The sequence below is a fragment of the Yoonia sp. R2-816 genome (assembly GCF_046762905.1).
Taxonomy (GTDB): domain Bacteria; phylum Pseudomonadota; class Alphaproteobacteria; order Rhodobacterales; family Rhodobacteraceae; genus Yoonia.
Window position 1 is genome coordinate 188,138 of the sequence record NZ_JBKQXN010000324.1, and the last position, 19,414, is coordinate 207,551.

General features: G+C 58.8%; 25 protein-coding genes. 19 read left to right on the plus strand and 6 right to left on the minus strand.

Features of this window, described 5'->3' with window-relative positions:
- Nucleotides 1-31: 31 nt before the first annotated feature.
- Entirely contained in the window at nt 32-646 is a 615-nt protein-coding gene (locus ACFWW2_RS23120; RefSeq protein WP_393932322.1) for a LysE family translocator, read from the minus strand.
- A complete protein-coding gene (locus tag ACFWW2_RS23125; protein WP_393932324.1) occupies nt 643-1,254 on the minus strand; it encodes a putative glycolipid-binding domain-containing protein in 612 nt (203 codons plus the stop codon). Before ACFWW2_RS23125 ends, ACFWW2_RS23120 begins: the two co-directional genes overlap by 4 nt.
- Nucleotides 1,255-1,348: 94 nt before the next feature.
- Between ACFWW2_RS23125 and ACFWW2_RS23130 the strand changes: the two genes are divergently transcribed.
- Nucleotides 1,349-1,741: a TetR/AcrR family transcriptional regulator C-terminal domain-containing protein gene (locus tag ACFWW2_RS23130; protein WP_393932326.1), complete on the plus strand. Its 393-nt coding sequence runs from the start codon at nt 1,349-1,351 to the stop codon at nt 1,739-1,741.
- Here the strand turns inward: ACFWW2_RS23130 and ACFWW2_RS23135 are convergent.
- On the minus strand, nt 1,738-2,139 hold the full coding sequence (locus ACFWW2_RS23135) for a RidA family protein (protein WP_393932328.1): 402 nt from the start codon (nt 2,137-2,139) through the stop codon (nt 1,738-1,740). The two genes, ACFWW2_RS23130 and ACFWW2_RS23135, sit on opposite strands and share 4 nt — an antisense overlap.
- Complete coding sequence (ispH, locus tag ACFWW2_RS23140; protein WP_393932330.1) at nt 2,136-3,086, minus strand: 4-hydroxy-3-methylbut-2-enyl diphosphate reductase; 951 nt, start codon at nt 3,084-3,086, stop codon at nt 2,136-2,138. The genes ACFWW2_RS23135 and ispH overlap by 4 nt, the downstream gene beginning before the upstream one ends.
- A gap of 195 nt (nt 3,087-3,281) precedes the next feature.
- On the opposite strand from ispH, the gene ACFWW2_RS23145 reads away from it, so the two are divergent.
- Together ACFWW2_RS23145 and ACFWW2_RS23150 are read left to right on the plus strand one after the other, a co-directional pair.
- Complete coding sequence (locus tag ACFWW2_RS23145; protein WP_393932332.1) at nt 3,282-3,491, plus strand: hypothetical protein; 210 nt, start codon at nt 3,282-3,284, stop codon at nt 3,489-3,491.
- A gap of 49 nt (nt 3,492-3,540) precedes the next feature.
- Complete coding sequence (locus ACFWW2_RS23150) at nt 3,541-4,284, plus strand: class I SAM-dependent methyltransferase (protein ID WP_393932334.1); 744 nt, start codon at nt 3,541-3,543, stop codon at nt 4,282-4,284.
- 228 nt (nt 4,285-4,512) lie between these two features.
- Here the strand turns inward: ACFWW2_RS23150 and ACFWW2_RS23155 are convergent, their stop codons facing one another.
- Nucleotides 4,513-5,085, minus strand: a complete 573-nt coding sequence (locus ACFWW2_RS23155; protein WP_393932336.1) for an NYN domain-containing protein — start codon at nt 5,083-5,085, stop codon at nt 4,513-4,515.
- Nucleotides 5,086-5,177: 92 nt separating this feature from the next.
- Between ACFWW2_RS23155 and folK the strand changes: the two genes are divergently transcribed.
- From folK to recO, 16 genes are all read left to right on the plus strand, one after another.
- Nucleotides 5,178-5,765 (plus strand): 2-amino-4-hydroxy-6-hydroxymethyldihydropteridine diphosphokinase, encoded by a 588-nt coding sequence (gene folK, locus ACFWW2_RS23160; RefSeq protein WP_393932448.1) that lies wholly within the window; start codon nt 5,178-5,180, stop codon nt 5,763-5,765.
- A 120-nt stretch (nt 5,766-5,885) separates the two neighbouring features.
- Nucleotides 5,886-7,655 (plus strand): SEL1-like repeat protein, encoded by a 1,770-nt coding sequence (locus tag ACFWW2_RS23165; RefSeq protein WP_393932338.1) that lies wholly within the window; start codon nt 5,886-5,888, stop codon nt 7,653-7,655.
- A gap of 109 nt (nt 7,656-7,764) precedes the next feature.
- Nucleotides 7,765-8,118, plus strand: a complete 354-nt coding sequence (gene rpoZ / locus ACFWW2_RS23170; protein WP_393932340.1) for a DNA-directed RNA polymerase subunit omega — start codon at nt 7,765-7,767, stop codon at nt 8,116-8,118.
- 592 nt (nt 8,119-8,710) lie between these two features.
- On the plus strand, nt 8,711-10,870 hold the full coding sequence (locus tag ACFWW2_RS23175; RefSeq protein WP_393932342.1) for a RelA/SpoT family protein: 2,160 nt from the start codon (nt 8,711-8,713) through the stop codon (nt 10,868-10,870).
- Complete coding sequence (locus tag ACFWW2_RS23180) at nt 10,848-11,525, plus strand: DUF2062 domain-containing protein (RefSeq protein ID WP_393932344.1); 678 nt, start codon at nt 10,848-10,850, stop codon at nt 11,523-11,525. Before ACFWW2_RS23175 ends, ACFWW2_RS23180 begins: the two co-directional genes overlap by 23 nt.
- 33 nt (nt 11,526-11,558) lie before the next feature.
- The gene (locus tag ACFWW2_RS23185; protein WP_393932346.1) at nt 11,559-12,308 is read left to right on the plus strand and encodes a pyridoxine 5'-phosphate synthase; all 750 of its coding nucleotides are present in this window, start codon (nt 11,559-11,561) and stop codon (nt 12,306-12,308) included.
- Nucleotides 12,309-12,746, plus strand: coding sequence for an ABZJ_00895 family protein (locus tag ACFWW2_RS23190; protein ID WP_393932348.1), 438 nt, complete (start codon nt 12,309-12,311; stop codon nt 12,744-12,746).
- A 77-nt stretch (nt 12,747-12,823) separates the two neighbouring features.
- Nucleotides 12,824-13,261, plus strand: coding sequence for a nucleoside deaminase (locus ACFWW2_RS23195; protein WP_393932350.1), 438 nt, complete (start codon nt 12,824-12,826; stop codon nt 13,259-13,261).
- The gene (locus ACFWW2_RS23200; RefSeq protein WP_393932352.1) at nt 13,258-13,572 is read left to right on the plus strand and encodes a Dabb family protein; all 315 of its coding nucleotides are present in this window, start codon (nt 13,258-13,260) and stop codon (nt 13,570-13,572) included. Before ACFWW2_RS23195 ends, ACFWW2_RS23200 begins: the two co-directional genes overlap by 4 nt.
- Before the next feature lie 109 nt (nt 13,573-13,681).
- The gene (gene acpS, locus ACFWW2_RS23205; RefSeq protein WP_393932354.1) at nt 13,682-14,083 is read left to right on the plus strand and encodes a holo-ACP synthase; all 402 of its coding nucleotides are present in this window, start codon (nt 13,682-13,684) and stop codon (nt 14,081-14,083) included.
- Nucleotides 14,084-14,134: 51 nt separating this feature from the next.
- Complete coding sequence (gene lepB, locus ACFWW2_RS23210; RefSeq protein ID WP_393932356.1) at nt 14,135-14,971, plus strand: signal peptidase I; 837 nt, start codon at nt 14,135-14,137, stop codon at nt 14,969-14,971.
- 3 nt (nt 14,972-14,974) lie between these two features.
- Nucleotides 14,975-15,661 (plus strand): signal peptidase I, encoded by a 687-nt coding sequence (lepB, locus tag ACFWW2_RS23215; RefSeq protein ID WP_393932358.1) that lies wholly within the window; start codon nt 14,975-14,977, stop codon nt 15,659-15,661.
- A complete protein-coding gene (gene rnc / locus ACFWW2_RS23220; protein ID WP_393932360.1) occupies nt 15,658-16,338 on the plus strand; it encodes a ribonuclease III in 681 nt (226 codons plus the stop codon). Before lepB (ACFWW2_RS23215) ends, rnc begins: the two co-directional genes overlap by 4 nt.
- Nucleotides 16,335-17,252 carry a GTPase Era gene (gene era, locus ACFWW2_RS23225; protein ID WP_393932362.1) on the plus strand — a complete coding sequence of 306 codons (918 nt, stop codon included), beginning with the start codon at nt 16,335-16,337 and terminating at the stop codon, nt 17,250-17,252. The genes rnc and era overlap by 4 nt, the downstream gene beginning before the upstream one ends.
- An 81-nt stretch (nt 17,253-17,333) precedes the next feature.
- Entirely contained in the window at nt 17,334-17,660 is a 327-nt protein-coding gene (locus ACFWW2_RS23230) for a DUF1491 family protein (RefSeq protein ID WP_393932364.1), read from the plus strand.
- Nucleotides 17,657-18,385 (plus strand): DNA repair protein RecO, encoded by a 729-nt coding sequence (gene recO, locus ACFWW2_RS23235; protein ID WP_393932366.1) that lies wholly within the window; start codon nt 17,657-17,659, stop codon nt 18,383-18,385. Before ACFWW2_RS23230 ends, recO begins: the two co-directional genes overlap by 4 nt.
- Here recO and ACFWW2_RS23240 read toward each other — a convergent pair.
- Entirely contained in the window at nt 18,382-19,410 is a 1,029-nt protein-coding gene (locus ACFWW2_RS23240; protein ID WP_393932368.1) for an NAD-dependent epimerase/dehydratase family protein, read from the minus strand. The genes recO and ACFWW2_RS23240 overlap by 4 nt on opposite strands.
- Nucleotides 19,411-19,414 lie beyond the last annotated feature (4 nt).

Below are 19,414 nucleotides of genomic sequence, written 5' to 3' on the forward strand. Positions count from 1 at the left end.
ATTCCCCCGCCGCAGCAAATGCCGATGCCGCCTAAGCCTTCTCAAACGCCAGACGCAGCCCCAATCCGGCAAAGATCGCCGCAAAGGACCGGTTCAGCCAGCGCATGACCACCTTGCTTTGCAACAGCCACATGCGGGCAAAGGTGGCAAAGACTCCGTAAAGTACGAAGATGACAAATGTCAGCACCATGAAGATACCGCCCAGCAGGATCATCTCTGCCGTCACCGTGGTTGGATTGCCCGACAGAAACGGCGGCAGCAAGGCCAAGAAAAAGATCGACAGTTTCGGGTTCAGGATATTGATCAGGGCACCGCGCAACGCGATGCGCGTAACGGGCTGTGCCACTGCGTCCCCTTTGACCGACAGCGCACCATCCGATTTCAGCGCCTGCCAGGCGAGGTACAGCAAATAGGCGACACCTGCGAATTTGACGATCTGGAACAGGACCGCGCTGGAATGTAGCAGGGCGGCCAGCCCCAGTGTCGCAGCAGCAAGGTGCGGAACAATCCCCAGGGTGCATCCAACCGCGGCAGCAATCGCTGCCCGGCGGCCCTGACCCAGCCCCAAGGCCAGAGTGTAGATGACCCCCGTACCTGGGGCGATGCAGACCACAATCGCGGTCAAAATGAATTGCAGGCTGATCATTGGGAAGGCTCCATCATATCGCAAACACCCGGATAGTGGGTGACCCATCCTTCGGCGTCCACGGACAAAAACGCGCGAAAGCCCGAGTCTCGGTTTTCGTAAAGATACCCGTCCGCCTGTCGGGTATAGCACTGGCGGACAATGGCCGGTTCCAGTGCAGGTACCGGAATGTACAAAACGTCAATTTCCGCTGTCGCGCCGATGGCCAGACCCAACCGTCTGATTGGCAGGGTGTTGGTCAGCGCAGTGCAGGCAATGTCGGGGTCAAGCGCATTGGCACTGCCTGCGATCAACCTGCCGTCAGGATACCACCAGCCCTGGCTGCCGCGGCGCAGGGTCAATTCCTGCGTTGTGTTGACGTTCAGCTTGGTTGCGGCGCCGGATGCATCGGTTGTGATCCGGTAGCGGGTTGCGCCGTTTGCGCCGGAAATCTGCCATCCATCGGGGTTGCGGACGATTTCGGCATGGTCCGCGCCGTCCGCGCCCCAATCCCATGCGATCTTCGTGATGCGATCCGGTGTCACGACGGCGCGCAGACAAGAACTGCGGGCAAGGCGATGTGCAGACTGATCATGAATATCCCCGGTTGATCGGCTTGTGCAGATCATTCTGTGTTCTCGAATATCTGTCCAGTGTCGTTGTAGGAGGTCAAGCTGTGACGGTGGCGGGGCGGTTCGGGCCAAGCGATGCATGGCGTAGAACTTGTGTCAGAATGATCAGAACGGCAAGCTGGCCGGACAAAACAGCAGGCCAGATCAGCGCATACTGCGCATCAAAGTATTTCTGTGGCCCGGTTCAGCGCCACCGCCCGCTCGCCCAGCAGCAGATCCAAGCGGTGAATTAGGGGCAGTCATCTCGCAACAGGGGCGCGAAACCGTCGGGCCGCTGATAGGGCAGGTTCTTTTGCAGGCGCGTGCCCGGGGACAGTTGCACTTTGACAGCGTTAACGATGCGCTAGAGCTTTACCTGGGGCTTCTGGTTGGTGACCTGCAGATCAGGCGGGTCATCGGATGGGTGCCCCAACCCACGCAGGCGCAAATGGCGCAGCGCAACGCACAGGCTGTTGCGCATCTGACGACGCTGCTGAGGGACTAGGGTTCAGGCGCATCAGCCCGCGCAATGACGCGGATTTCGACCAGTGCACCAGCGCGCCGCAATCCAGCCACCTCGACCGCGGTCCAGGCCGGGTAGGGCGGGCGGACATAGTCGCCATGCACCATTTCAAATACGTCAAAATGTCTGGCCATGTCGATGTGATAGCTTGTCATCTCAACCACAGCACCAAAATCCGCGCCGATTGTGGCAAGCAGACCGCTGATCTTATCAAATGCAGCGCGAAACTGGGTTTCAGGGTCGCTTGACATGGTGCCATCGGGCGCGCTGCCTGTCATACCGGTGAGAAACAGATGCCCATGCGAAATGACGCCCGGCGACAGCTTCAGCGGTATGTCAGCGGCGCTTACACCGTCGGGATAAATCGCGCGCTGGCTCACGCCGGTTCGCGCAACACGCGCGGTACCTTGAACTCCACGTTCTCCTCGGCGGTGACGACCTGTTCGACAGTCACGTCGAACCGGGCGCGAAAGGCGCCGATCACCTCGTTGATCAGCACTTCCGGGGCCGATGCACCTGCCGTGATACCCATTGACGTGATCCCGTCGAGTGCGCGCCAGTCGATATCGGTGGCACGCTGCACCAGCTGGGCATAGTTGCAACCGGCCCGCGCGCCTACCTCGACCAGTCGCTTGGAATTTGATGAGTTGGGGGCACCAACAACCAGCATGGCATCGCATTTCGGTGCCATCGCCTTGACCGCCTCCTGGCGGTTGGTGGTGGCGTAGCAGATATCTTCCTTATGCGGCCCGACGATGGCCGGAAAGCGCGCCTGCAGGGCGGCCACGATATCGGCCGTATCATCAACCGAAAGGGTCGTCTGCGTGACAAAGGCCAACTTGGCCGGGTCGCGCACCTGCACCTCCGCTACATCCTCCACTGTTTCAACCAGCAGCACCTCGCCCTCGGGCAATTGCCCCATCGTGCCCACGGTTTCCGGGTGACCTGCATGACCGATCATGATCATCTGCAACCCGTTATCGGCATGGCGCTGCGCCTCGATATGGACCTTGCTGACCAGCGGACAGGTGGCATCGACATAGATCATTTCGCGCTTGGCAGCGGCCGCGGGGACCGCCTTTGGAACACCATGCGCGGAAAAGATAACGGGGCGATCATCGGGGCACTGATCCAGTTCCTCGACAAAGACAGCCCCCTTGTCGCGCAAGCCATCCACGACGAACTTGTTATGCACGATCTCGTGGCGGACATAGACAGGCGCGCCCCATTTTTCCAACGCCATCTCGACAATCTTGATCGCCCGGTCAACACCGGCGCAAAACCCGCGCGGGGCGGCAAGATACAAGGTCAGGAGTGGTTTGGACATCTGGATCCTCCGGTGTTGCTTACAGAGGTAATCCGTCAGCGGGCCGAGGTCCAGCATAGCGGGGTGTGACGAATAGGCCTGCAGTGGCGGCGACAACGGGCGACGCTCCATACATTTTTGCATGCCCGCGATACGAATTCAGACAATTCTCATTGAAATGCGCATGGTTGATAAGGCGTCGAAAGGAGCATGACCATGCATATTCGCGCCACACTCGACCGTTACCCACCGACCTGGCTTATCGTGTTCGGAATTTTGGCTTTTGGCTATGGAATGATCCGCATCACGCAGATCGGTCTTGCCCCGCTCTGGCTGATGGCACAGCGCGTAGTGCGCTTACCTCTGTCCGGACGGCGTTGGCCGGTTCTCCCTTTCCTCAATCGGAACATGCCGTTCCGGCGATGAATTGTTCGGCGGGTCACTTGTCCCGCGCGTAATCTGAAAAGACAAACCGATGAAATCTGAATCCACTTGCTCTGTGTTGGGGCCGGCCGATCACGTCATCCCTGTATATCAGCGATGGTTTGGCACCTGGCAGATTGCCATCGGCCGACGACCGTTGGATCCCACACAACTGGCCACGCTCTATGACAAACATGCGGCGACATGGGACGCAAAGCTCAGGCGGCTTGGCGTGGTGAACGCCTATGCGACCCTGCTGCAGCAAGCCTTCCCGTGCCGCACCTTTGATCAGGACAGGCCGCGGGTTTTGGATGCCGGGATCGGCACCGGCGCGATGTCTCTTGCGCTGGGCCAAATTGTGCGCGGCCCGCTGCGGCTCAGCGGCATCGACCTGTCCAATCGCATGCTGGTCGAAGCGGGTCAGCGCTTGGCTGACACCGGATTTCACCTTGATCTTAGGCAGGGGGATATCACTGCGCTACCTTATGAAGATGACAGTTTCGATGTGGTTATGACCGCGCACACGGTCGAGCATTTGGGTCGACCGGCCAAAGCACTGGCCGAGTTCCGGCGCGTCCTGAAGCCGGGCGGTTGCCTGATTGCCTGCGTGACCACGCGCTCGGCATTGGCCACATACATCCAGATCCGCTGGCAGACGCATCGGATTGCGGCCACGGATATGCAGCCTTTGCTGTTGTCGGTCGGCTTTGAAAACCCGCATGCGTTGCGGTTTGACAAAGGCACCTCATTGCGCAGGATCAGTGTGCCTTACATCGCGCATAAGCCGCGCAGGTGATCGCTCCGTTACATCACGCACACCGCTGATGCATTGACAAATGTCAATGCCCGAGAGTCAGAAACATCCTATAAAACAAGGTATTACCGGACCGGGCAGATGCGCATCGTCGCCGCTCGATCCAAAAAGATTTTGTGGGGAAGGGTATTTGAACAGATCGGCGGCATCATTCTGTGCAATGATGCCGCCTATTTGTATTCTGCAGAAAATGCCTTCACCAAGGAGGCGTCAGCTTTCCTCGGCGACCTCTTCCGCCGGTTCCGGACGTGGTTCGCGTGCGGGTCGTCCCACCACGTCACGCAATTCGTCCAGTTCGATAAAATTATCCGCCTGACGGCGCAGTTCGTCGGCGATCATGGGCGGCTGGCTGCGGATGGTGGACACCACTGACACACGCACGCCCTTGCGTTGCAGCGCTTCGATCAACGGCCGGAAATCGCCATCGCCCGAAAACAACACAACATGATCCACATGGGGGGCAAGCTCCATGGCATCGACGGCAAGTTCGATATCCATGTTCCCTTTGACCTTACGCCGGCCCATGCTGTCGGTGTATTCCTTGGCCGGTTTGGTGACCATGGTAAACCCGTTATAGTGCAACCAATCCACGAGTGGGCGGATCGGAGAGTATTCGTCATTTTCAAGCAGAGCGGTGTAATAGAATGCCCGAAGCATCTTACCGCGCCGCATGAATTCCTGACGAAGCAGTTTGTAATCGATGTCAAACCCGAGTGACTTAGCCGCTGCGTATAGATTTGATCCATCGATGAAGAGCGCCAATCGCTCGTCCCGATAAAACATAAATTGTCCTTCCAAATTGTATGTCTTGCAGTGTTGTCCCTGTGTGAGTGGTATGTGTGCGCAAGATGAAATTAATGTACGGCTTTATCACCATGTGGCAAGTAGAGAAAAATGGCGTCGGCGGGGGTTTGGCGCTTATTACATTAGGAAGTAATAATATTTCCCCGTGGGGTGACGCAACGGCAACTGTCCAAAAAGCCATGGCAGCGGTATCCAAGGCCGCGCAAGTCACCGCAAAATATAGCGGATTGTACCAGACGCCGGCCTTTCCGCCGGGGTCCGGTCCCGATTTCGTGAACGCGGCATTGGCCTTTGTCACAGCTCTGTCACCTCACGATTTGCTGGCTCTTTTGCACGGGGTTGAGGCCGAAGCAGGGCGCGCACGAACCGTCCGCTGGGGGCCGCGAACCCTCGACATAGACCTGATCGGATTGGGCGATGCGATCTGCCCCGATGTGCAAACACAGACGCATTGGCGCAACCTGCCGCCTGACGCCCAGACCCAGGCAACCCCCGATCAACTGATCCTGCCGCATCCGCGGGTACAGGACCGCGCGTTTGCCTTGGTGCCGCTGGCAGATGTCGCGCCGGACTGGCGGCATCCGGTTCTGGACCAGACGATCACGCAAATGCTCGGCAAGCGACCAGCCGAAGAAAGGCGCTCTATCGTGCCACATTGATTTTCTGCGAGGTATCCTTAGAGTTTATCCAAGTTATTGTGATACTCATATTTCTAGGGACTATCTAATATGGATAGTGGCTCAGTTCTAACCTATCTTGCCAACAACTGGGCTTGGGCCTTGGGTCTCGCGACCTTCATGTTCGGGCTGACATCCTTGGCCAGCCTGCTCAATCAGGACCGGCGGGACGATGTGGCACTGTGGCTTATGGGTGCGCATTCCGAAACACGTTGGAGCGACAGTTTCATTGGCCTTTTTGATGCGGTCTTTGGGCAGAACCACTTCTCAGTCCGCTGCTTTCTGCGATCAGTGGCCGCCACCCTTATTGCTGTCGTGCTGATCTGGTTGTTGATGGGCAGCGCAAACACAATCGGCCTGCGCATGCAAAGCGACACGACGCTGGGGTCGTTGCTAATCATAGGGATGATCGTCAACATCGCGGCCGACTATGTGTCGCTGCTGGAAACACGCTGGCTGCTGGGACGCATGCCACGCCGGGTGTTGGCGCAGATCGGGGTGCTTATCCTCGATCTTATGATCTCGGCCCTGATCATCTGGATCGCTATCTTCGGATATATCAACAGCCCGCTGCATGACGGAGAAATCGAAACATTCGCCGAAATCCTCGGCGTCTTTTCCATCTTTTCAGTGTTCTTCTATTCGACCTTCCTGACGTCGGTCTGGACATGGGCCTACATCGGGTCGACCTGGCTGATGCGTTTGGCGACGCGATTGCGGGTGTCGTATTGGCTGGATGTTGAAGGGAAGCCGATAAAGGTGCTGTTTCTGCTTTTGGCGGGCAGCGTTGGTGTTGTTACATTCGCTGGGTCGATTGCATTCAGCAGCACATTTGTGAGGCAACAGGATGGAGTCAGTTTTGCGGACCGTGCACTTTGTGCGTTATTTAAAGGTCGAGTATGCCTTGACGTGGCAGAATTGACGTCCGCAGAGCACGCGCAATTGGATTTCATCACTCTCGCTTGTGAAGGTGGAGTGACTGGTGAATGTCTAAGACGTGGACTTGCGGTTTGGGAACTCGATGCGGAAGCAGCGTGGCGCTTGTGGTATGCAGCCTGCGAGGGTGAGGACATCGCAGCCTGCACCAATTTGGGTTTTTTGCATGCAAGAGGCCTTGGAACAGATGTCAACTATGCTGAAGCTGCGCGTCTGTATCGGCAGGGATGTGATGGCGGTCATGCTGGTGGTTGCTCTTATTTGGGTCAGTTGTATCAAGATGGACTTGGGGTCGACGCAAGTTACCGCAACGCCACACGTCTGTATCAGCAAGGATGTGATGGCGGTCATGCTTGGGGCTGCACTAATCTGGGAATATTGCACGATGAAGGACTTGGGATGGACGTAAACTATGCCGAGGCCGCACGTCTATATCGACGGGCTTGCGATGGTGGACATGCCGATGGGTGTTCTTTCTTGGGTTATTTGCACCGCGATGGTCTTGGCATGGCCGTAAACTACAGCGAGGCTGCGCGTCTATATCGGCAAGGTTGCGATGGTGGACATGCTTGGGGCTGTACGTTTTTGGGCGCTTTGCATTCTCAAGGGCTTGGAATGGACGTGGACTATGTCAAGGCTGCTGAGTTGTATCAGCGAGGTTGTGATGGCGGGCATGCCGCCAGCTGCACTAATTTGGGCAATCTTCTTAGTGTGGGGCTTGGGACGGATGTGAATCAAACGGAGGCGGCACTCCTTTATCGGCAGGGATGCAATGATGGGCACGCTATCAGCTGCGTGAATTTGGGCAGCTTTCACCAAAATGGTGTTGTTGTGGATCAAGACCTTGTGGAGGCGGAACGTCTTTATCAGCGGGGCTGCGATTTGGGCAAGGCGGTGGCTTGTGATTGGGCGGAGGCACTAAGGCGAGAAGACTAATAGCGGCCGAGTCTCGAACCGATCAAATTCGCATCCCCCTTGCCAACACGTCGCAAACCGCCTAAAGACCGCGTCTTAACTTCTGTCAGATTCCCAATGGAGATCGCAAATGGCCCGCGTCACCGTCGAAGATTGCGTCGATAAAGTTCCCAACCGGTTTGAGCTTGTGATGCTTGCGGCCCATCGCGCCCGCGAAATTTCCGCCGGTGCGCCGATCACGGTGAACCGCGACAACGACAAGAACCCTGTCGTGTCCCTGCGCGAGATTGCAGAAGAAACCCAGCAGGCCGACGATCTGCGCGAACGCATGATCGAAGCCAACCAGACCCAGATCGAGGTTGATGAGCCGGAAGAAGACAGCATGTCGCTACTGATGGGTGCCGAAACCGACAAACCTGTCGAAGACGACATGTCAGAAGAGAAATTGCTGCGTGCGCTGATGGAGGCGCAAGGGCAGCGTTAAGTGCGCCAAGCTGCGGCGTCATTCCGACGTCGTACCGAAATTTTCAACCCCGATAAGCATGGCCCTTATCGGGGTTTTCTTTTGCCTTGCGATGGTCAGGTTACATCCAGACGGGGCGGTTTCGCCAAGCCCGACCGCGTTGACGGAAGTTTGTTCTTCATGATCATCGTTCATTTCCCCAAAACGACGTGAGTTGCAAAACGCTGTCGCCCATACATGTCTGGTTGGTGAATCTCCCGGAAATCAGGTGCCGATTGTGTATAATCTGGCCGGAATGGTGGCATTGCTCAGCGCGACGCGGCATGGCTTGCCCACGACTCTCTGATGGCGGGAACTCTCGGCGCCACGAATGACGTGAATGCTGGGTCACGCGGCGGACAATAATGTCGTTGTGGGCGTGGTCAGACCCGCAGTCCAAAGCAAATCTGCAGGAAATGCTGATTTCTGCGCCAACGACGTTAGAAATAGCCTATTCCTTTGTCGTTCAATTGCTTAGAAACGAGCGATTGTGAACAGAAACATGTGGCAAGCCGTATCAGGCAACGCCACCAGATGCCGTAGACCGGCCGTGCAATGAAAGGCGCAGACCCAGATGACGACGGCGGACGATCTCATTGCACTGGTCCGTACCTATAACCCGCGCTCGAACGAATCCCTGCTGCGCGATGCATTTGTCTTTGGTGAGCAAATGCATGAGGGCCAGTTTCGTCATTCTGGCGAACCCTATTTCTCGCATCCTGTCGCGGTCGCGGGTATCCTTGCTGAACAGCAGATGGATGACGCAACCCTCGTGACCGCCTTGCTGCACGACACGATCGAAGACACCAAAGCGTCTTTTGCAGTCGTGGAAAAAAGGTTCGGGCGCGAAATTGCGGAACTGGTCGATGGGGTCACAAAACTGACCAACCTGCAACTCAACTCGACCGAAACCAAACAGGCCGAAAACTTCCGCAAACTCTTCATGGCCACGTCGCGCGACCTGCGGGTGACGCTGGTCAAACTCGCCGACCGTTTGCACAATATGCGCACCATCAAATCTATGCGCCCCGAAAAGCAGGCGCAAAAGGCGCGCGAGACGATGGATATTTTCGCCCCACTCGCTGGCCGCATGGGGATGCAATGGATGCGTGAAGAGCTTGAGGATCTGTCATTCCGCGTCCTCAACCCCGAAGGGCGCAACTCGATCATCCGGCGGTTCATCACGCTGCAGCGTGAAGCAGGCGATGTGGTGCAAAAGATCACGGCTGATATGCGCGTTGAGCTGGAAAAGGCCAACATTCAGGCCGATGTTGTCGGTCGGGCCAAGAAACCCTATTCGATCTGGCGCAAGATGCAGGAAAAGGATCAGGGGTTCAGCCGCCTGTCCGACATCTACGGTTTCCGCATCATCACCGCGACCGAAGCCGATTGCTACCGCGTCCTTGGTGCGATCCACCAACGCTGGCGCGCGGTGCCGGGACGGTTCAAGGATTATATCAGCCAACCGAAATCCAACGGCTACCGGTCGATCCACACCACCGTGTCCGGGCGCGACGGCAAACGGGTGGAGGTCCAGATTCGCACCCGCGAAATGCACGAGGTCGCGGAAACCGGGGTCGCCGCCCACTGGTCCTACAAGAACGGGGAGCGGGTCGAAAACCGGTTCGCCGTCGATCCGGTCCACTGGATTTCATCCCTGACCGAACGTCTGGACGAAGACCAGGACCACGATGAATTCCTCGAAGCGGTCAAGCTTGAGATGTATGTCGACCAGGTGTTCTGCTTCACCCCCAAGGGCGACGTGATCAAACTGCCGCGCGGGGCCACCCCCATCGATTTTGCCTACGCGATCCACACCCGGATCGGGTCGGCCTGCGTGGGGGCCAAGGTTGACGGGTTGCGCGTCCCGCTCTGGACCCGGCTGAAAAACGGACAATCGGTCGATATCATCACTGCCGAAGGGCAAACGCCTCAGGCGACATGGATCGACATCGCTGTCACCGGACGGGCGAAAACAGCCATCCGGCGTAGCCTGAAAGAGGAAGACCGGGAAAGGTTCATCCGGCTGGGGCGGGAACTGGCGCGGGTAGCGTTTGAGAATGTGGGCAAGCGATCAACCGAAAAGGCCTTGCGCACAGCGGCCAAGGCGCTGGCCATCGACACGGTCAGTGATCTTCTGTCACAACTCGGCAGCGCCGAAATCACCGGGCGCGACGTCGTGCGCGCGATCTATCCCGAATTGGAAAACAAACAAGGGGACGAGATTGACCAGGGCCGCGCTGTCGTGGGCCTCGCCGCAGATCAGGTCCAGCAGCGCAGCCCCTGCTGTCAGCCTGTGCCGGGTGAACGGATCGTCGGGATCACCTATCGCGGTCACGGTGTCAAAATCCATGCCATCGATTGTGAGGCGCTGGCCGATTACGAAGACCAGCCCGAACGCTGGATTGACCTGCGCTGGCATGAAGGAACGCACAGCCCGGTCAATACTGTTACCTTTGATGCAACAATCACAAATGATTCCGGTGTGCTGGGGCGGGTTTGTACGTTGATCGGGGAACAGAACGCCAATATCTCTGACCTGCGATTCATTGACCGGAAACCGGACTATTTTAGGTTGCTGATTGACGTGGATCTGCGCGACGCAGAGCATCTGCATCGCGTCATCACCGCGCTCGAGGCTGAAAGCAACGTGTCCTCCATCGCGCGGTATCGGGACCCCGGTCTCGCCAGTACGGGAAGGAAGACGAGTCTTGGTGTTCAAACGCAGGGATAGACGGCCGATCTGGCGGATTGTCGTCGACTTCTTCTATCCCCGTGGCGGTTGGACAAGGGCGGCGCATTACGTCAAACACCGGATCCGGCGTTTGCCCGACACGCCGGAAAAAATCTCGCGCGGGATCGCGGCAGGCGTGTTTACCACCTTTACCCCGTTCTACGGCCTGCATTTTGTCATCGCCGCCGGATTATCGCTGCTGATGCGTGGCAACGTTTTTGCTTCACTACTGGCGACATTCTTTGGCAACCCCTTGACCTACATCCCCATCGGCTATGCCTCGCTCGGCACCGGGTATCTGCTGCTGGGGCGGCCGTTCGACGCCAAACTGATCGGCATCGGCGAAGACATCCCCGAAGACTTCTGCGCCCTTGGCTGCCAGTTTGCCAATGCGTTTTCTGACCTGTGGCATAATTTCATGGCGATGTTCACACCAGCCACCGCCGACTGGCGCGGGTTGATCGATTTCTATCACGAGGTGTTCTACCCCTACATGATCGGCGGGATCATCCCGGGCCTCATCTGTGGGACGGTGGCTTATTACTTTGCCGTGCCCCTGATCACCGCCTACCAAAAGCGGCGCAAAAAGGCGCTGCGCGCCAAGCTCGAGCAGCTGACGAAAAAGACACCATCTGCGGATGACGCGGGTCAGTGACCGCGCTAGGTTGGCCGTAAAAGGGGAACGCCGATGACCGAAAAACTGCGACTTGGGATAAATATCGACCACGTGGCAACCGTGCGGAACGCACGCGGCGGGGCCGTGCCGGACCCGATCCGCGCCGCCATCATGGCGGAAGAGGCCGGGGCCGATGGAATCACCGCCCATCTGCGCGAAGACCGGCGGCACATCTCTGACACCGATATCGAAGGGTTGATGGACGCCCTTAAGGGTCCGCTGAATTTCGAAATGGCCGCGACTGCGGAAATGCAGAAAATTGCCCTGCGCCACAAACCCCACGCGGTCTGCATCGTGCCGGAAAAACGCGAGGAACGGACAACCGAAGGCGGGCTCGAAGTCGCCCGCGAAGAGAATTCGCTCGCCCATTACATCGCCCCTCTGCGCGACGCCGGTTGCCGGGTGTCGATCTTCATCGCCGCCGACCAGCGCCAGATCGAAGCGGCGCACAGGATCGGCGCGCAGGTCATCGAACTGCACACCGGCGCCTATTGTGACGCCCATGCCGAAGGGCGGTTCGACGAACGGGATGAGGAACTCAAGAAACTCACCGACATGGCCGCTTTCGCCGACAGCCTCGGGCTAGAGGTGCATGCAGGCCATGGCCTGACCTACGATTGCGTCGGCCCCGTCGCGGCCCTGCCGCAGGTGGTCGAACTCAACATCGGTCACTTCCTGATCGGCGAAGCGATCTTTCGCGGCCTGACCCCCGCCATCACCGAAATGCGGCGGATCATGGACGAGGCGCGGAGTGGAGTCTAAATGAACTTTCTGCGATACGCTGCCGTTGTATTCGTGCTTACGTTCGGTCTGCCGATAGTTCTGGGGCTCATTAAGCGAGTGTTGGGGGTAAATCTTACGACTGCATTTATCTTGATCGTACCCGCGATGATCGCCGCCGGGATTGAAGGGCCCAAGCACGCAGCCAAATACAAACGGATGCCCACGGGATCGGAAACGGTCACTTTTACGCTGATTGGCACGCTTCTCGCTGTCGGCGCGCAGGGCATTTTTCTGGTCATGCTCGTCGCATTTGAGCCTGAATTCAATGGGTGGCTCTATTCGGCTGGTGCGGGAGGACTGGCTATTGGAGCTTTCCTGTTCATCACGGTGGCGATTGCATTTAGCAATTTGGTGTCCTTTAGAATGGGGGCCACCGACCAACTGAAGCGGAACAATCCGTCAGATGTCTTCAAGTGATCGGTAGCAAGTCGCAACAAGTTGGAGCCAAGGGAGCCTCGTCGTTGTTTGAACCAACCGCGATAGAAAAGAGCGCCATGCGCGCTGTCACCGATCATGCCTGCGACCTCAAACGCCAGGGCAATTCCATCATCTTCACCGCCGCCATCGTCATGGATGATCAGGTCGTGGCGACCGCCCGGAACGAGGCCGCGGATACCAACGATGTCAGCCGCCATGCAGAGGTTGTGGCCATCGCCCGCGCCACCGAGGCGCTGGGCACGCGCGATCTGTCAGGGGCCACCCTCATCGCGTCCTGCCAGCCCTGCGAAATGTGCCTGTCGACGATGCGCTGGGCGCGGATCGACCGGGTGATCTTTGCCGCCCAGCAGGCCAATACCAAACCCGAATATTTCCGCTTTCCAAAACTGACGATCACGGATTTCCACGCCGCCTGCGACGGGGCCTTTGAATGGCACGGCGGGCTGGACGAAGACCGGGTGGCCCATATCTACGCGGCAGAGGATGACACATGATCCGACACATCGTTCTTCTGGCGCTGACCCCCGATCACGATGCAGGCGAACTGGCCGACATCATGCAGCAGCTTGCGGAGCTGGTCGGTCACCTGCCGGGGTTCACCGATTTCGAACACGGACCCAACCGGGATTTCGAAAACAAATCCGCGCAATACCCGTATGGTTTTGTCGGGACGTTTGGGGATGCCGACGCGCTGAACACATATGCCAACGACGCGCAGCACAGTGCGCTGGGCGCACGTCTTGTGGCGCTTTGCCAGGGCGGGGCGGACGGGATCATGGTGATTGATCTGGACATGGGCGCGTGATGACTGCCACAAAATCCTCTTGGAAAGCTTACAGAACCATAACGATGGGGTCCGACGTTTTGCCGACGCAAATCCGACGCGATGCCGACCGCGTTTTTTCGGGGTTTTCATGATCCTCGGCGTCGGTACCGATCTTGCAAATATCGACCGGATCGCGGGCACGCTCGAGCGGTTCGGCGACCGTTTCCGCAACCGTGTTTTCACCGAAATCGAACAGGCCAAGGCCGAACGGCGCCGCGATGTCGCCGGCACCTACGCCAAACGCTGGGCCGCGAAAGAGGCGTGTTCCAAGGCCCTCGGCACCGGCCTCGCCATGGGCATCGCCTGGAAGGACATGTCAGTCACCAACCTGCGCAGCGGCCAGCCCATCATGCACGTCACCGGCTGGGCCAAGGAACGACTGGACAAGATGACCCCGCCCGGCCACGAGGCGATTATTCACGTGACTTTGACCGATGATCACCCCTGGGCGCAGGCCTTTGTGGTGATCGAGGCGCGGCCCATCGCTTGACAGTGCAGGCGCGCAGCCTCATGTAGCCCCAAACGTTCAAAGGATATCAAAATGGCCGAGAAAAAAGGCTTTATCGGTGGCATTATCGAGACGATCAAGACAGTGTTCTGGGCGCTGGTGATCGCCGGTATCTTCCGCACCGTCTTTTTCCAGCCATTCTGGATCCCGTCCGGTTCGATGAAAGATACGTTGCTGATCGGCGATTTTTTATTCGTGAATAAAATGGCTTACGGGTATTCCTATGCCTCCTGTCCATCAATCCGCATTCCCCAGATCGGGGTCGATCTTGGGGCGGAAGATTTCTGCGGCTGGTTTGAAGGCTATGACGACCGGCTGTTCGGCTCTGATCCGGAACGGGGCGATATCGTTGTGTTCCGCCATCCCGTCGATGGGCGTGACTTCATCAAGCGTCTGATCGGCCTGCCGGGTGATCGCATCCAGATGAAAGACGGGCGGCTCCACATCAACGATGAGCCGGTTCAGCTCGAAGATGCAGGTGTGTTCGTGGAAACCTATGAACCACAGGGGCCGCTGGGCGGGTTGCCGGGCTGCGCAAACGGTGCCGTGGGCCTTGGGGCCGTATGTGAAAAGGAACGCCAGATCGAAACCCTGCCGAACGGGGTCAGCCACGCCATCCTGAATATCGGCGACCGCCGGACGGATAACACCGGTGTTTTCACCGTGCCGGAAGGGCAGTTTTTCTTCATGGGCGACAACCGCGACAACTCCACCGACAGCCGCGTGGCCCAGGCCAGCCGTGGTGTCGGCTTTGTCGAACGCAAGGATATCGTCGGGCGGGCCGACCGCGTCATGTTCTCGTCCGCCGGACGGTCCATGCTTGCCTTCTGGACATGGCGCAGCGACCGGTTCTTCAAGGCATTGGACTGATCCATGCGGCACGTGATCATCGGATTGCCACTGGCCATCGCGTTGATCGGTGCCGTGTTTTACTGGAGACCGTACTGGATCCCCAGCGGATCGATGAAACCGACCTTGCTGGTAGGAGATTACGTCGTTGCCACCCCGTTGTGGGGCGCGCCAGAGCGTGGCGATGTCCTCGTCTACCGTCACCCGACCAATGACGCCATTTTTATCGCCCGACTGATCGGCCTGCCGGGTGACCGGGTGCAGATGGTGGATGGGGGGCTAACGCTCAACGATCAACCCGTTGATCTGCAGAGTGACGGAAGTTTTATCGATGTTATGGAACCGCAAGGTCCCGTCGGTGGGTGGCCCGCATGCGCCAATGACCCAGTCGGCATAGGCGGGGATTGCGAGAAACAGCAGCAGATCGAGACGCTGCCGAATGACATCAGTTATGCCATATTGAATATCGGGGATCGCGCCACCGACAATACCGGCGTGTTCACAGTGCCAGAAGGCCAATATTTTATGCTTGGCGACAACCGCGACAACTCCGTTGACAGCCGCATCGACCGGTTGCGCGGTGGCGTCGGCTTTGTACCCGCCGAAAATGTCCGCCGCCGCGTGGCCCGCGTAGTATTTTCATCGGCGGGCCGGTCTTTGGCCGATGTTTCAAACTGGCGTTCTGACCGCTACTTCAGGCCAGTGCAATGAAACTGTCCGCAGACCTCAATACGTTTTCCGAACGGCTTGGCTATCAGTTCCGCCAGCCTGAACATCTGGTACGTGCTGTCACGCATTCCTCCATGGTCAGCCCGCACCGGGACGACAATCAGCGACTGGAATTCCTCGGCGACCGTGTGCTGGGGCTTGTCATGGCCGAGGCGCTGCTGAAGGCCGACCCATCCGCCCCCGAAGGCCTGTTGGCACCGCGTTACAACGCCCTTGTCCGGCGCGAGGCTTGCGCCGATGTGGCGCGTCAGATTGATCTGGGCAAGGTCCTCAAGCTGGGCCGCTCCGAAATGAAATCAGGCGGTCGCCGGAAAGAGGCGCTATTGGCTGACGCGATGGAGGCGGTGCTTGCCGCAATCTATATCGATGGCGGCTTTGACGCGGCCCGCGACGCCATCCTGCGGCTTTGGGGCAGGCGTATTCACAATGTGGCCGAAGATGCCCGCGATGCCAAAACCGCCTTGCAGGAATGGGCGCAGGCGCGCGGCGAGGTGCCGCCACAATATGTGGAAGTCGACCGCACTGGACCTGATCACCAGCCTGTCTTTACAATCGAAGTACGGCTCGCCTCCGGCCCTGCCGAACAGGCCACGGCCGGGTCCAAACGGCAGGCTGAACAGGCCGCCGCCAGCGCGTTATTAAAGAAAGTCGATACATGACCGATGCCCCGACCAAAGCAGGTTTTGTCGCCCTGATTGGTGAACCGAACGCCGGCAAATCCACCCTGCTCAACCGTATGGTCGGGGCCAAGGTGTCGATCGTGACGCATAAGGTGCAAACGACGCGCGCGCGCATTCGCGGCGTGGCGATGGCCGAGAACGCGCAGCTGATCTTTATCGACACGCCGGGCCTGTTCAAACCGCGCCGAAGGCTGGACCGGGCGATGGTCGCCGCCGCCTGGGGCGGGGCGGCCGATGCCGATGTGGTTGTTCTGATGGTCGAGGCGCATCGCGGCATGACCGACGGCGTAAAAACGATCCTTGAAACACTGGCAGATCGGGCCGGTAAAAGCCCCGTAGCACTGGCCATCAACAAGATCGACAAGGTGAAATCAGAGGTGCTGCTGGCCCTGACAAAGGACATGAACGACGCTTATCCCTTTGCCGAAACCTTCATGATCTCGGCAGAGCGTGGGCATGGCTGCGACGCCTTGCGGGACTGGTTGGTGACCCAAGTACCCGAAGGCCCGTATCTCTATCCCGAAGACCAGATCGCCGATCTGCCGATGCGCATGATCGCCGCCGAAATGACCCGCGAAAAACTGACATTGCGCCTGCATCAGGAACTGCCCTACGAACTGACGGTCGAGACCGAAAATTGGGAAGAACGCCCCGATGGATCGGCCCGGATCGACCAATTGATCTATGTCGCCCGCGACGGACACAAGGGCATCGTGCTGGGCAAGGGCGGTGAGACGATCAAGGCGGTCAGCAAGGCCGCAAGGCTGGAACTGGAGGAGTTTCTGGGGCGGCGCGTGCATCTGTTCCTGCAGGTCAAGGTGCGGCCAAACTGGCTGGAAGATGCGGAACGCTATTCCGAAATGGGCCTCGATTTCAAAGATGGCAATGCATAGACCACCTGTCCCGGGCTTGACCCGGGACCTCGACCGGGACCGACGTGGAGGTCCCAGGTCAGGCCCGGGACGGGGCCACCCATGAAACTGACGGCCGACATTTGGGTGTCCGCTTACCTGACGCGGTTGCGCTTGCAGGATATCCCGGCCTTTGTGGTCAAACGCGGTGATGGGACCGCCGGGGCCGTGCTGGTTAAGCTCAACACGCTCGACGGACAGGCCCGCTGTTATCAGCGAAGCTTCGATCTGATGAGCGGCGAGCGTAAATGGATCGTTCTGACCGAAGGGGACGAGGGTGAGGTGGATGCCTCCATCACCAAACAGCGCAGTTTTGACCCGGATCTGTGGGTGATTGAGGTTGAGGATCGCGCAGGCCGTCACCTGCTCGATGAACCGGGGTTGTCATGATCGAATGGTCCGATGAAGGGGCCATTCTGGCCACCCGGCCCTTTGGCGAGACATCTGTGATTGTCGAGCTTTTCAGCGCGACCCATGGCCGGCATGCGGGCGTCGTGCGGGGCGGCACCAGCCGCAAGATCGCCCCGACGCTGCAGCCCGGCGCACAGGTTTCGGCCACATGGAAGGCGCGGCTCGACAGCCATCTGGGTAGCTTCACTATCGAACCGGTCCGCAGCCGTGCGGCGGCCGCCATGGCGGATCGACTGGCGCTGGCAGGCTTGAACGCGGTCTGCGCGATCCTGTCCCATGTCCTGCCCGAACGCGAGGCACATGCGCCGCTTTATGACCGCACGATTGCTTTGCTTGATCTGCTGGGGCAGGCCGAGGTCTGGCCGCTGGCTTACTTGCGGTGGGAACAGGCGCTGCTGGACGAAATGGGTTTTGGCATGGATCTGTCCCAATGCGCCGTGCATGGGGTGAACGAAGAACTGATCTATGTCTCACCCAAATCGGGCCGCGCCGTGAGCCGCACTGCCGCTGGGGAGTGGGCCGACCGTTTGCTGCCACTGCCGCCCGTCTTGGCAGGGCAGGGCGATGCGTCCAACGCCGAGATTGTGACAGCGCTTGGCACAACAGGTTACTTCATCGAACACCGCCTGATCAAAAGCCTTGGTGACCGTCCAATGCCAGTGGCACGGGGGCGGCTGATCGACGCGATCAGCCGTTCAGCCTAAACGATCTTGTTCTCGATCAAATAGGTGGCCGTCGCGACAACCGCCTTCGGGGCCTGCCGCATACCCCGCCCCAGCGTCGCAACTGCGCGGCTGTTATCTACCTTTTCGCGCTTGCCCAAAGCAGGAATGATCGACCGGATTGCCGGGTCAAAAAGCCCTAGAAACTTGACGACAAAATCAGGGGCCACCCGCGTGACAACCTTTCGGCCCGGATGGGCGGCCTTGATCACCTTTGCCATATCGGCGAACCACATGAACTGATCGACGGTCATGATCCGCTGGCCATGGGTCCCGGGCTTGTCGATGACGGCGACATGCATCTCGGCCACGTCTTGCACATCCACCGCCGTGAAGCCGAACCCCGGTACCATCGGATCCTTGGCGCGGAGAATGCGTTCAATCACTGCGACAGATGTGCCAAAGCCACGGCCCAAAGGCGCACCAACAACAAAGCCCGGATTGATGACTGTCAGCTCTATCTCTGGTGCATGATCGCGCACATAATCCCAGGCGGCCAATTCCGCCAGCGTCTTGGACTTGGCATAAGGCGTGATGTTCTGATCATCCGGTTCGGTCCAGTTGGTTTCATCATACGCCGTGTCATCCGCTGGCAATGGTGAGCCGGAAATCGCAGCGGTCGATGATGTCATGACCACCCGCGTGATGCCCGCAGCCTTTGCCGCCCGCAATGCGCGCAACGCACCGTCCACCGCGGGGCCGATCACCTCGTCCTCATTCTTGGGCTGCACCATGGGGAAAGGTGACGCGGTGTGCATCAGCACATCCACACCCTCCATGGCAGCATCCCAACCGTCATCGCTGGCCAAATCCAGCGCAACAAATCGCAACCGGCCCTCAAGATCGCTGGCATTGTTCAAATGCGGCTGCACCGCATCTGTCACCTCTGATGCCCGCGACAGGCTGCGAAGGGTGCCGCGCACGTGGTAGCCCGCGTTCAGCAATTGCAAAGCTATGTGTTTGGCGATGTAACCGGACGCGCCGGTCAGAAGGACGGTTGTTGGCATGTGG

What these genes read in the sequence shown, in the direction of transcription:
- ACFWW2_RS23120 (WP_393932322.1), bottom strand. Translation starts at nt 646, where the DNA reads ATGATCAGCCTGCAATTCATTTTGACCGCGATTGTGGTCTGCATCGCC.
- ACFWW2_RS23125 (WP_393932324.1), bottom strand. Translation starts at nt 1,254, where the DNA reads ATGATCTGCACAAGCCGATCAACCGGGGATATTCATGATCAGTCTGCA.
- ispH (WP_393932330.1), bottom strand. Translation starts at nt 3,086, where the DNA reads ATGTCCAAACCACTCCTGACCTTGTATCTTGCCGCCCCGCGCGGGTTT.
- ACFWW2_RS23145 (WP_393932332.1), top strand. Translation starts at nt 3,282, where the DNA reads ATGCATATTCGCGCCACACTCGACCGTTACCCACCGACCTGGCTTATC.
- ACFWW2_RS23150 (WP_393932334.1), top strand. Translation starts at nt 3,541, where the DNA reads ATGAAATCTGAATCCACTTGCTCTGTGTTGGGGCCGGCCGATCACGTC.
- ACFWW2_RS23155 (WP_393932336.1), bottom strand. Translation starts at nt 5,085, where the DNA reads ATGTTTTATCGGGACGAGCGATTGGCGCTCTTCATCGATGGATCAAAT.
- folK (WP_393932448.1), top strand. Translation starts at nt 5,178, where the DNA reads ATGTGGCAAGTAGAGAAAAATGGCGTCGGCGGGGGTTTGGCGCTTATT.
- rpoZ (WP_393932340.1), top strand. Translation starts at nt 7,765, where the DNA reads ATGGCCCGCGTCACCGTCGAAGATTGCGTCGATAAAGTTCCCAACCGG.
- ACFWW2_RS23175 (WP_393932342.1), top strand. Translation starts at nt 8,711, where the DNA reads ATGACGACGGCGGACGATCTCATTGCACTGGTCCGTACCTATAACCCG.
- ACFWW2_RS23185 (WP_393932346.1), top strand. Translation starts at nt 11,559, where the DNA reads ATGACCGAAAAACTGCGACTTGGGATAAATATCGACCACGTGGCAACC.
- ACFWW2_RS23190 (WP_393932348.1), top strand. Translation starts at nt 12,309, where the DNA reads ATGAACTTTCTGCGATACGCTGCCGTTGTATTCGTGCTTACGTTCGGT.
- ACFWW2_RS23195 (WP_393932350.1), top strand. Translation starts at nt 12,824, where the DNA reads ATGCGCGCTGTCACCGATCATGCCTGCGACCTCAAACGCCAGGGCAAT.
- ACFWW2_RS23200 (WP_393932352.1), top strand. Translation starts at nt 13,258, where the DNA reads ATGATCCGACACATCGTTCTTCTGGCGCTGACCCCCGATCACGATGCA.
- acpS (WP_393932354.1), top strand. Translation starts at nt 13,682, where the DNA reads ATGATCCTCGGCGTCGGTACCGATCTTGCAAATATCGACCGGATCGCG.
- lepB (WP_393932356.1), top strand. Translation starts at nt 14,135, where the DNA reads ATGGCCGAGAAAAAAGGCTTTATCGGTGGCATTATCGAGACGATCAAG.
- lepB (WP_393932358.1), top strand. Translation starts at nt 14,975, where the DNA reads ATGCGGCACGTGATCATCGGATTGCCACTGGCCATCGCGTTGATCGGT.
- rnc (WP_393932360.1), top strand. Translation starts at nt 15,658, where the DNA reads ATGAAACTGTCCGCAGACCTCAATACGTTTTCCGAACGGCTTGGCTAT.
- era (WP_393932362.1), top strand. Translation starts at nt 16,335, where the DNA reads ATGACCGATGCCCCGACCAAAGCAGGTTTTGTCGCCCTGATTGGTGAA.
- ACFWW2_RS23230 (WP_393932364.1), top strand. Translation starts at nt 17,334, where the DNA reads ATGAAACTGACGGCCGACATTTGGGTGTCCGCTTACCTGACGCGGTTG.
- recO (WP_393932366.1), top strand. Translation starts at nt 17,657, where the DNA reads ATGATCGAATGGTCCGATGAAGGGGCCATTCTGGCCACCCGGCCCTTT.
- ACFWW2_RS23240 (WP_393932368.1), bottom strand. Translation starts at nt 19,410, where the DNA reads ATGCCAACAACCGTCCTTCTGACCGGCGCGTCCGGTTACATCGCCAAA.